This window comes from Priestia endophytica DSM 13796 (genome assembly GCF_900115845.1).
Classification (GTDB): Bacteria; Bacillota; Bacilli; order Bacillales; family Bacillaceae_H; genus Bacillus_I; species Bacillus_I endophytica.
On sequence record NZ_FOXX01000035.1, the window covers coordinates 1 to 11,633 of the forward strand.

Here is an 11,633-nt window from a genome sequence, read left to right on the forward strand (position 1 = left end):
ATCGATTTTCAGCTTCTAATTTAGCGAATGCATCTTGAGAATGCGGTCCTTTCCCATAAGTATATTGTTTTCCAACAGGCTGTTCTAGTCGCTTCATCTCTCCATTCTTATACCATCTCATCCAGGTTTTCAGTTGGGTACGATTCCGAATCTGTAAGGTTTCCATGACTTCTTTTACAGGCACGCCTGCTAACCTCATTTCAATCGCCTTCATTTTCACTTCTACTGGATAACTTACTCTTGTTCCCATAGAAAAAACACCTCCACGTTATAGTTCGGTCATTTGTATCCGATCTTTAACGAAAAGGTGTTTTTTATTTGTCTCACTTCATGGGGTCAGTCCAATAAGGAATGGGGCTTTTTTAGTTGATTATCTTTGTGAAGCACGATATCCATGATTCTCTGCTTCGTTTGTTGAGCAAAACATTTCTTCTGCAATTGTTCGGTCGTAATAAGCCCCGCCTGGCATATGATAAATCTTTTCTCCAGAGCTTGAAATATTTCCTTTAATAGTACAAGAACCTGTTTCTTTTACAGGCTCTGGTGTATTTTGCGTTGAAGGGGTAGTGTTGGTAGATGTCTTTTCTGATGATTGAGATGAAGATTGATCAGAAGAATATGTACTTCCAACAACAGTATCATTATATCCCTTATCTGTTACATAGTTTTCATATTGCCAGATGCCTAGCTTAGCGGCTTTTGCTTTTTGTTCAAGTGCTTTAAACTCATCAAGATAGCGAGTGTTTGGCGGGAAAACGGCCACACGAGCTAAGCCTTTTTCAATAAGTATTTTATTGAACATTTTTCCATCTACATAGATATACGCTAAAAGGCGACCATACCGGTCACGTTCTTGAACACCAGGTTCAATTTCAATTTTTTTATTTGAAAGCATCTTTTTCGTAAAAGAGGATGCTTCAGGTCCTACAGGTTGAACTGGTTTGGAAGGATGAACTGTTTCTGGTGTATCGACAAGAATCAGGCGAACTTTTTCTTCTTTTCCGTTCACGGTTGCTCTTAACGTATCTCCATCAACTACGCGCGTAACAGTTGCTTGAATACGAGAAGAAGCAGTTTCCGATTCTTTTTCTGTGTCTTCATCTTTCTTTTCCGTATTTTTATCAGTACCTGATGAAGATGAAGGGTTTGAGCTGCTTTCCTCTGTGGTAGTGGAGGAAGTCGAAGTCGAATCAGATGATGTACCACAGCCAGTTAAAGCTACAAAAAGGCTAAACATCAAAACAACACAAAGCAAATAATGTTTTTTCAAAAAGAATCCTCCTTTATTCTCCTTACAGTATAGAAAAAAGAAGGCGTAAATATCACCTTCTTTTTAACTACGATTATTAATATTACTGCTAATTTTTGTATAAGTAAATGGTTTTAAAGTTATTTTATTCTAGAAGAGAAGAATCAAACCGGCAGCAGCAGGTGTAGCGAAAATTGCGGTTTTTAAAAGGGATTTTGGAGCTAGATTTGTGAATTTGGCTCCAATATAGGCACCAGACATTGTACCAATTAGCACTTTTAGTAGGAGAAGAAAATCAACATATCCTTCTGTAATATAGCCAAGACCGCCGCCAAGTGAAATTGGAATAATAACGAGCATTGTTGTTCCAACTGATTGGCGAACAGATAAATTTAATAACATAAGAAGACCAAGCTGAATAAATGGAGCTGAGCCAATTCCAAATGTTCCAGACATAACACCTGTTATAATTCCAAGAATAATACTCTTTATCCAAAGTTCAGCGTTTCCCATTAATTTTTGGTTTGCTGTATCTTTTAACAAAAACAGTTTTACTAAAATGAGAATAGCAGATAAGAAAAGCATACTAGCAGTAAGGTAGTGTAGGAAATCTGCAGGGATGAGAGCAGCAAACTTAGCTCCAATAAAGGACCCGATTGCAGCAAAAATCCCAACGATAAGACCGATCTTCAAATGAATATTTTTCTCTTGAAAATGACTATAAGCTCCTGATAGGCTAGTAAAAGACATTGCAGCAAGAGAGGTACCAAGTGCTGTATGAATATCAATACTAAATACAACGGTTAAAAGAGCAATTACGAACCCAGCACCTCCAGCTCCAATGAAGCCAAGGAGAGCTCCAAGCACGAGCATGGTAAGAATAATAAGCATGTTGTATATCCTCCTAATGAAATAATTAAAAGAACAGAGGAGGAAAAAAGTAAAGTTGATAATTCCTGACCGTTCCTCTTATACTTTTATAGTCGACTGAATCTTGTCGACCACTAATTATTTTACAAAACGAAACTTATTTATACAAGAAGAGAAAAAGAAAAGAGGGATAAAGTGAGTGACTTTAAAGTTCAAAAGCCATTACCATATTATGAGCAATTTTATAATCAAATTAAAAAAATGATTTTTACAGGGAAGTTTAAACCAGGACAGCGTATTGTAGAAACTCAGCTGGCAAAAGAGTTTAATGTAAGTAAAAGTCCGATTCGGGAAGCAATTCGTCTTTTAGAAAAGGAAGGGCTTGTGCATGTTGATGAAAAATCGAGAGTTATGGTCTACAACCCAACAGTGCGGGATGTAGAAGAGATTTATTTTTGTCGTATGGCTCTTGAATCATTTGCGACAAAGTTAGCAACTGAAAAAGCAAGTGAGGAAGAAATCTCTCAATTAGAACACGTCTTAAAGAAGACAGAAGAAGTAGCCGTAAAAGAGAATTGTCAAGATGAGCTGATTCACCTTAATGAATCTTTTCATTATATGATTGTTGAATATACAAAAAATGCTCGTTTAAAGAAACAGATTGATGAGCTTAATTCTCTCGTACACTTTTGTCGTATTTTAAACTTTCGAGGAGAAGAGCGAACAAGCATTATTTTAAGTCAGCACCACGATATTTTTGAGAAAATGAAAAAGCGAGACAAGGAAGGGGCTTCTGCCTCAATGGTCCAGCACCTTGAACACGATTTGGCTCACTTAAAAGAAGTATTAGCAGAACAAGATTATAGTTAACGTTAAAAGACTCTTTCTCATGATGGAAAGAGTCTTTTTTATTACAAGGTCCTAATGAAAAGCAGGAAAACTAGAGTGGTGTCGGACGTTTAAATAGTAAAATAAGCGTAAATAATATAAGATGATAGAAAATAAAGTAAGTTTTGAAAATTACAAAACACAAGTTTTACATTAATAATTATATGTAAAAAATAGCGAAAATTTTAAAAAGAAAGAAATGAACATGATAGACTAGTAAATAGGTAAAAATTTGGAGGTTAGGTGATGATACAAGCACAGTTTGTTCAAAGAAAAGCGGAAGAAATTATAAATAGTATTGAAACGATTCTAGTTGGCAAAAGAGATGTTGTAATGCTTAGTTTGGTTGCTCTTCTTTCTAAAGGTCATGTTCTTCTTGAAGATGTTCCAGGGGTTGGAAAAACAAAAATGATGAAAGCATTAGCAGCATCAATTGGAGCAGATTTCAAAAGAATTCAATTTACTCCAGACCTTCTTCCATCAGACGTTTTAGGTGCATCCATTTATAATCAACGTGAGAACGAATTTGAATATAGACAAGGTCCGATTATGGCTCAGTTTGTGCTAGCTGACGAGATCAATAGAACATCTCCCAAAACCCAATCGGCTCTTTTAGAAGCAATGGAAGAAGGATTTATTACAGTTGATGGAGTAACGCGTCCTTTGCCAGAACCTTTCTTTGTAATGGCAACACAAAACCCCGTTGATTTTGAAGGAACGTATCGCCTTCCCGAAGCTCAGCTTGACCGATTTCTACTTAAAATTAAGATGGGGTATCCAACGCCAGAGCAAGAAATGAATATTTTAAAAACATCACTCACATCTCGTGCAAGCGTTGATTTACCTTCTATTATTACAATGGATGAACTAAAAGAACTTCAAAAGGAAGTTCAGTTTGTTCATGCAAGTGATTTAGTGAAAAGATATATTGTAAGCATTGTAAATAAAACAAGAAACCATCCACTCATTCAATTAGGTGTAAGTCCTCGTGGTTCTATTGCTCTTTTAAAAGCCGCTCAAGCATTTGCGCTGCTTCAAGGAAGGGATTATGTTATTCCAGATGATGTCCAACTTCTTGTTCCATCCATTTTGTCTCACCGAATTACAGTTAATGCACAAGGAAGCTTTGAACGTAAAGATGCTGCAGATGTTCTTCAAGAACTTCTACATGAGACATCTGTACCTGTGATTGGATAGGAGAGGTGTGCTTTGAAGATTTTGAAAACAATTCGTGAACATTATATAACTCAGCTTTTCACAGTAGTTTTTATGGTAGGGTTTCTTTTTTCGTATGCTATGTTTCAAGGTGGGTTTGTAAGTTGGTTTTTACTTTATAGCTTTTCTCCTATTCTGCTTTATAGCTTTCTTTTGCTTTTGTATCCGGTAAAGAGAGTGAAAGTGAAGAGAAGTCTTGAAAAATCCTCCTATTTCTACGGAGAAACGGTAAAGTTCTCCATAGAAATTGAGCTCAAGAGATTCTTTCCAATCGCATTTCTCATTGTTGAAGAGAAATGCCCAAAAGGATTAGAGGGAGAAACAAATAAGCTAAGAAAGATCTATTCGCCATTTTTTAAGCGTCATATCACATTTCACTATGAAATACCGAATGTTAGAAGAGGGGAACATGAGTTAACAGAACTTACGATTAAAGCAAGTGATTTATTTGGTCTTGTTTTTAAAAAAGGAAGAATTAAAATTGAAGATTCTTTTATTGTGTTACCAAATGTTCTAGACGTTCAGCCATTTATTCAAAGCTATAAAGAACAAGAAGGGGAAAAGCTCAGTCTCCACAAAGGAAATCATTCAAATATTGTTTCGGGAGTCCGAAATTACATTGCAGGGGATAAGTTTTCACAAATCCACTGGAAAGCCTCAGCTCGTGTTCAAGGACTTGTTTCAAAAGAATTTGAATCAAGAATAGAGGAAGATGAAGGGATTGGGCTTTTAGTAGATTTACGAAATGACAACTACTTTGAGCAGCGAATGTCGCTTGCAGCTTCCTTTATGTACTGGATGGCTACAAATGATCAAAAATTTCAAATCCTTCTTATTGGACGAAAGGGATACAGTGGGAAAGTGGAAAGTCTTGATGAGATGAAGCAGGTTCTCTATTATTTAGCAACTGTCAAAAGCGAAGAAGACTACCCATTTTGGGAGCGAGCTCCACATGAACTTCAGAGGTGGAGTCGAATGAGAGAATTGCTCGTTTTTCCAAGTGAGCAAGGAATAAGAGAAGCTGCAATGCTGGAAAAAGCACCAGCAGCAAAACTCCATATGATCATTCCGAACGAGGGAGCGCAGTATAGTGCCCTGAAGTCCTCTTCGTTTGTTTTACATGAAGTAAATATGGATGCTTTTGAAAATGGAATAATTGAGGTGAGTCGACAGTGGGGTAACAGTGCATAACAAAATGAATGTTTTTACACAGCTGCTTTTGTATTTTGGCTCGTTCTTTCTCTTATGGGAATGGTTAAAACCACTCGAAACCGTTACAAATACAGGAGGCATTCAGTACTTTCTAACCTTCATTATCTTGAACTTTCTGCTAGCGATCTTTGTGCCGTCCCTTCTTATTAAATGGACAGTCAAACTTGTTTATATGTATTGGAGCCTTTATCAAATGTTTGGAGAAGGAGGACTCGCTGACTTTTCATTGCTTTCTATCTTGGTTGAAAATCTTTCAAAAGATTTTGCAAGTTCTTCATGGATGGATGTTTATAGCTTAACAACCTTATCAAGAACAGTTTTGTTTTTTCTCATACTATGGGTAATGTGTTACGTTATCTACTATTGGGTGATTTTACAAAAAAACATCTTCTTTTTCTTACTCTTAACGCTTATATACGTTACAATTCTTGATACTTTTTCACCGTATGATGCATTTGTGCCAATCATTCGCATTATATTTATTGGTCTATTTTTACTGAGCTTTTTGCATTTTGAACGCTTAAAAGAAGTCACAGAGAACAGAAGAATAAGTCGAAAGATGACGGTGTTATCGCTAATCATTATTATGATTTCTATGACCGCAGCTTATATTGCGCCAAAACCTTCTCCCCAGTGGCCTGATCCTGTACCATATCTCCAAGGATATGCAGAAGGAGTATACAATGGTGACTCAGGAAGCGGCCAAAAGAAAGTTGGGTTTGGAGAAGATGATTCTGAATTAGGGGGAGGATTTTCAGGAGATGATACGCTTATCTTTACAGCAGCTACAACTCAAGATAACTACTGGAAAATTGAAACAAAGAATACCTATACAGGAAAAGGGTGGGTTGCTAGTGAAGATGAGACGAATGAATATGAGCTTGATAATTTAAAAGGCATTTTTCAGTACAATAAAGAAACGGTGCCAAATGAAAAAGCGGAAGCAGAGCTTACATTTGCTAATCCCTCCTCATTAATTATGTATCCAGCTTCTTTTAATACAATTAGCAGTAAGCCTGAGAGCGACTTTTTAGTTCAATCAGTTGAAAAAGAGCGTATTGTTTCAGAACAAGGAGAAGTGAAGTCTCTTCAATATACGTATGATTATCCTGAGTATAAAGTAGAAATATTACGAGGTCTCGGAAGTGAGAAGGATGAAAAAGAAGGTAATCCTTTATTTCAGCAAACATATACGCAGTTGCCTGAAAACGTACCACAGCGTGTACGAGATTTAGCCGTTGAGATTACAGGTGATCAAACTAATCGTTATGATAAAGCAAAAGCTATTGAATACTACTTTTCAGAAAAACCGTATGTGTATGATACAGAAGATATTGCGGTACCGAAGGGAAATGAAGATTATGTCGATCAGTTTTTGTTTGAAACAAAAAGAGGATACTGTGACAATTTCTCTACCTCAATGGTTGTGTTACTTCGCTCTGTTGATATTCCAGCTCGTTGGGTGAAAGGATATACACAAGGGTCTTATGTGGAGACAGAGGGAGACAAAGATATTTATGAGGTGACAGAGAATAATGCTCACTCATGGGTTGAAGTTTATTTTCCAACGCTTGGTTGGGTTCCGTTTGAGCCAACAAAAAGTTTTAGTAATCCGTATGATTTCACATACGACCTAGAAGAAAATGAAAATGCAGCAGTAGAAGAAAGTGATGATACAAGAGTAACTCCAGCAGCTGCACAACCAGTTCAAGAAGAAGAAAAAAGTACTGCAAAGGAAGCGAAAGAGAGTGGAAATGGCTTGTTATCATCTGTTAGTATAGATAAAATTTGGGTAATCCTTCTTTTCCTAATTGTTCTAATTGGAGTCATCCTTTATGTAACAAGACAGAAATGGATGCCAACATTTTTAATTAGAATGTACCGCCCAAAAGACGATAAAGCATCTTTTAATAAAGCGTACAAATCTCTTTTAAAACAGTGGCAGCGTAAAGGGGTAGCAAGGGAGAAAGGACAAACTCTTCGGCAGTTTGCTGCAGAAGTTGATGAAAGAATTGGAACAAAAGAGATGAGCAAACTAACGTTTTATTATGAAGAAATGGTTTATAGGGAACAGTATAAAAGAGAAGATTCAACAGCAATAATTGAATTGTGGGAAAATTTAATTAAAAAGGCAAGTTCTTGACCGTCTTATCGCACATTGATAGAATAATGTCAATTGATACAGTAGACAAGCTTAACGTATAGACGAACATGTTCCGCTTTGCTCTGTTGCATCGTTTGAAAAGAACGGTTGTCCTTCATATATACTCGATAATATGGATCGAGAGTCTCTACCGGAACACCTTAAACGTTCTGACTATGAAGGCAGAAGATTTAGATTGAGGTTTTCTCAAGCTAGAATTCTGCCTTTATTTTTTATGAAGGTAAGAGTTCTAGCTTTTTATTTTTATTCTGTTTTTATGTTAGGTACAACTGTGTGACAAATTTACTGAAGAGGTGAACGTTGTGGAAGGCATGATTCTTGTTTTAGACTTTGGGAGCCAATACAATCAGCTAATTACTCGTCGAATTCGCGAGTTTGGTGTGTATAGTGAGCTTCATCCTCATACAATTACTCCTGAGGAAATTAGAGAAATGAATCCAAAAGGAATCATTTTATCAGGTGGACCAAACAGTGTGTATGGAGAAAACTCATTCCGCTGCGATCCAGAAATTTTTGAATTAGGCATTCCAGTGCTAGGTATCTGCTATGGTATGCAACTTATGACTCATCATTATGGTGGAAAAGTAGAAGGAGCAAAACATCGTGAGTACGGAAAAGCATCTATCCAAACTCAAAATGAGTCTCTTTTATTTAAGGATTTACCAGATGACCAAATCGTTTGGATGAGTCACAGCGACCTTGTTGTTGAAACTCCTCCAGGATTTGATATTGATGCAATTAGCCCAGCTTGCCCAATTGCTTCTATTAGCAACAAAGATAAAAATCTTTATGCAGTACAATTCCATCCAGAAGTGCGTCATTCTGTATACGGAAATGAATTATTAAAGAACTTCGTGTTTGAGATTTGTCACTGTGAGGATAACTGGTCAATGGAGAATTTTATCGAGGTTGAACTTGAAAAAATTCGTGAACAAGTCGGCGATCGTAAAGTTCTTTGTGCACTTAGCGGTGGTGTAGATTCTTCTGTTGTTGCCGTTCTTATTCATAAAGCAATTGGTGATCAGCTTACATGTATCTTTGTTGATCATGGTCTTCTTCGTAAAGGTGAAGCAGAAGGCGTTATGAAAACATTCAGCGAAGGCTTCAATATGAATGTTATTAAGATTGATGCGAAAGAGCGCTTTATGAGCAAACTAGAAGGCGTTTCAGATCCAGAGAAAAAGCGTAAAATTATCGGTAACGAGTTCATTTATGTTTTCGATGATGAAGCAGCTAAACTAGAAGGCATGGATTTCCTTGCTCAAGGAACTCTTTATACAGATATTATTGAGAGTGGTACAGCAACTGCTCAAACAATTAAATCACACCATAACGTAGGTGGTCTTCCAGAAGACATGCAGTTTACGCTTATTGAACCATTAAACGCGTTATTCAAAGACGAAGTACGTGCACTTGGTACTGAGCTTGGTATTCCAGACGATATCGTTTGGCGTCAACCATTCCCAGGTCCTGGCCTAGGAATCCGTGTACTTGGAGCAATTACTGAAGAGAAGCTAGAAATTGTTCGTGAATCAGATGCAATCTTGCGTGAGGAAGTAAGTAATGCTGGATTAGAACGTGATATCTGGCAATACTTCACAGTTCTTCCTGATATCCGTAGCGTAGGAGTTATGGGAGATGCACGTACGTATGACTATACAATTGGTATTCGTGCGGTAACATCTATTGATGGTATGACATCTGACTGGGCTCGTATTCCATGGGATGTACTTGAAAAAATCTCAACGCGTATTGTTAATGAAGTATCACACATTAACCGCGTTGTGTACGATATTACAAGTAAGCCACCTGCAACAATTGAGTGGGAATAAGATCAAAAAATGTAAAAGCGAACGAAAACGAACATTCTTTACAAGAATGTTCGTTTTTTTATTGCGCTTTATTTAAAACCCTGCTAAACTAACTAAGGATAATAAAATAAAGTTCTCTTTCCATCGTATAATTTGGGGAATATGGCCCGAAAGTTTCTACCGAGCTACCGTAAATGGCTTGACTACGAGGTACAACAAAATAAGGGGGAAACCTCTGTCAATTTTGTTGTTCTTTGCGTCAGCTTTAAGTACTTTCGGTATAGGAAGTGCTTTTTTGTTTTTTTTAAGACGCTATATCTAGGAGGAAAATATACAATGAAGAAGTATTTTGAGTTTGATAAGCTTCGAACTACGTTTCGAACAGAAACATTGGCGGGTTTTACGACGTTCTTATCCATGGCTTATATTTTATTTGTAAACCCAAGTATTTTATCATTAGCAGATACAGAAGGACTTCCAGATTCAATGCATATGGATCAGGGAGCAATCTTTACCGCAACAGCTTTAGCTGCTGCATTTGGTTCGATTATGATGGGGATTTTAGCAAAATATCCAATTGCACTAGCGCCAGGGATGGGGCTTAACGCATTCTTTGCTTATTCAGTTGTTCTTGGTATGGGTGTTCCTTGGGAGACAGCTCTTGCAGGTGTTTTTGCTTCAGGGCTTATCTTTATTTGTTTAACTGTTGGTGGAATACGAGAAAAGATAATTAATGCAATTCCAATTGAGCTAAAATATGCAGTTGGAGCAGGAATTGGACTCTATATTACATTTATCGGGATGAAAAATGCGGAAATCATTGTAGCAAGTGAAAGTACATTTGTTGCTCTAGGAGATTTGGCAAAAGGATCAACGCTTTTAGCTGTATTTGGACTAATTGTTACGATTATTCTATTAGTATTGAGAGTTAATGGTGGAATTTTTATTGGGATGATCGTTACTGCTATTGTTGGGATGCTTACAGGACTGATTAATACTCCAACGAGTATAATTGCCCCGATTCCAAGCATTGAGCCAACATTTGGCGTAGCAATTTCTCACTTTGGTGATGTTTTTAACTTAGATATGCTCGTTGTAATTTTAACGTTTTTATTCGTCGCTTTCTTTGATACAACAGGTACACTTGTTGCGGTAGCAACGCAAGCGGGGCTTATGAAAGATAATAAGCTTCCAAGAGCGGGCAAAGCATTGTTAGCAGATTCAACAGCAGCAGCTGCTGGAGCTTTATTTGGAACATCAACAACAACAGCTTACATCGAATCAACAGCAGGCGTTGCGGCAGGAGGACGAAGTGGATTTACATCAGTAGTAACAGGGCTATTCTTCCTAGTAGCATTATTTTTCTCACCTTTACTAACTGTTGTTACTTCAGCTGTAACAGCACCTGCATTAATTGTTGTAGGAGTTCTTATGGTAGCAAGCCTTCGTCTTATTAAGTGGGATGAATTTGAAACAGCTGTACCAGCCTTCTTTACATTAATTATGATGCCTTTAACGTATAGTATTGCAACAGGGATTGCGATTGGTTTTATCTTTTATCCTATTACAATGTTGTTCAAAGGAAGAGGAAAAGAAGTGCATCCAGTGATGTACGGATTGTTTGTTATCTTCCTGCTATACTTTATTTTTCTTGAGTAGAACAGTAATGTCGAGCAAGCCTTCTTTATTGAAAGAAGGCTTTTTTGTATCTAAAAGTTTTGTAAGTGAAAGGACAAGAGAAGCGGATTATTTTATGGTAGAAAAATATGAAAAAAGGTATTGACCATTAAAATTGAACGTGGTATATTATTAAACGTTGCTGCAAAAACAAACAGTAACTTAAAAAAAGAAATGTAAAAAGTTGTTGACACCGGGTTAGAATGGTGATAACATAGTAAGAGTCGCTAACAACGACACATGAAAGATTGACCTTTGAAAACTGAACAAAATACGTCAACGTTAATTCTATTTTATTTTTAAAACAACGTTTCTTATTAGAAACAAAAAGCTATGGACATCGAAAGATGAAACCAAACTTTCTATGGAGAGTTTGATCCTGGCTCAGGACGAACGCTGGCGGCGTGCCTAATACATGCAAGTCGAGCGGAGTTTTGAAAAGCTTGCTTTTCAAAACTTAGCGGCGGACGGGTGAGTAACACGTGGGCAACCTGCCCTTGAGACGGGGATAACTCCGGGAAACCGGAGCTAATACCGGATAACACAT

Annotated in this window: 8 protein-coding genes, 1 rRNA gene, 1 pseudogene and 2 riboswitches; of the genes and pseudogenes, 7 read left to right on the forward strand and 3 right to left on the reverse strand. The window is 37.1% G+C overall.

Annotation, left to right across the window (positions count from 1 at the left end):
- From BM012_RS25595 to BM012_RS25605, 3 genes and pseudogenes are all read right to left on the reverse strand, one after another.
- Window positions 1-250, reverse strand: a pseudogene (locus BM012_RS25595) (helix-turn-helix domain-containing protein); the annotation flags it as partial.
- Between the two features lie 120 nt (window positions 251-370).
- Window positions 371-1,270 carry a thermonuclease family protein gene (locus tag BM012_RS25600; protein ID WP_061804529.1) on the reverse strand — a complete coding sequence of 300 codons (900 nt, stop codon included), beginning with the start codon at window positions 1,268-1,270 and terminating at the stop codon, window positions 371-373.
- Window positions 1,271-1,399: 129 nt separating this feature from the next.
- The gene (locus BM012_RS25605; RefSeq protein ID WP_061804528.1) at window positions 1,400-2,140 is read right to left on the reverse strand and encodes a sulfite exporter TauE/SafE family protein; all 741 of its coding nucleotides are present in this window, start codon (window positions 2,138-2,140) and stop codon (window positions 1,400-1,402) included.
- A 174-nt stretch (window positions 2,141-2,314) separates the two neighbouring features.
- Between BM012_RS25605 and BM012_RS25610 the strand changes: the two genes are divergently transcribed.
- The 7 genes from BM012_RS25610 to BM012_RS25640 all read left to right on the forward strand — a co-directional run.
- A complete protein-coding gene (locus BM012_RS25610; protein ID WP_061804527.1) occupies window positions 2,315-2,989 on the forward strand; it encodes a GntR family transcriptional regulator in 675 nt (224 codons plus the stop codon).
- 264 nt (window positions 2,990-3,253) lie between these two features.
- Window positions 3,254-4,204, forward strand: a complete 951-nt coding sequence (locus BM012_RS25615) for an AAA family ATPase (protein WP_061804526.1) — start codon at window positions 3,254-3,256, stop codon at window positions 4,202-4,204.
- A 12-nt stretch (window positions 4,205-4,216) separates the two neighbouring features.
- Complete coding sequence (locus BM012_RS25620) at window positions 4,217-5,413, forward strand: DUF58 domain-containing protein (protein ID WP_061804525.1); 1,197 nt, start codon at window positions 4,217-4,219, stop codon at window positions 5,411-5,413.
- Window positions 5,406-7,577: a transglutaminase TgpA family protein gene (locus BM012_RS25625; protein WP_061804524.1), complete on the forward strand. Its 2,172-nt coding sequence runs from the start codon at window positions 5,406-5,408 to the stop codon at window positions 7,575-7,577. The genes BM012_RS25620 and BM012_RS25625 overlap by 8 nt, the downstream gene beginning before the upstream one ends.
- A gap of 95 nt (window positions 7,578-7,672) precedes the next feature.
- A riboswitch (purine riboswitch) is annotated at window positions 7,673-7,774 on the forward strand.
- Between the two features lie 135 nt (window positions 7,775-7,909).
- Entirely contained in the window at window positions 7,910-9,430 is a 1,521-nt protein-coding gene (gene guaA / locus BM012_RS25630) for a glutamine-hydrolyzing GMP synthase (RefSeq protein WP_061804530.1), read from the forward strand.
- A 103-nt stretch (window positions 9,431-9,533) separates the two neighbouring features.
- A riboswitch (purine riboswitch) is annotated at window positions 9,534-9,635 on the forward strand.
- A 110-nt stretch (window positions 9,636-9,745) separates the two neighbouring features.
- Window positions 9,746-11,068, forward strand: coding sequence for an NCS2 family permease (locus tag BM012_RS25635; RefSeq protein WP_061804523.1), 1,323 nt, complete (start codon window positions 9,746-9,748; stop codon window positions 11,066-11,068).
- Window positions 11,069-11,447: 379 nt separating this feature from the next.
- Window positions 11,448-11,633: ribosomal RNA gene (locus tag BM012_RS25640) — 16S ribosomal RNA — on the forward strand; the annotation flags it as partial.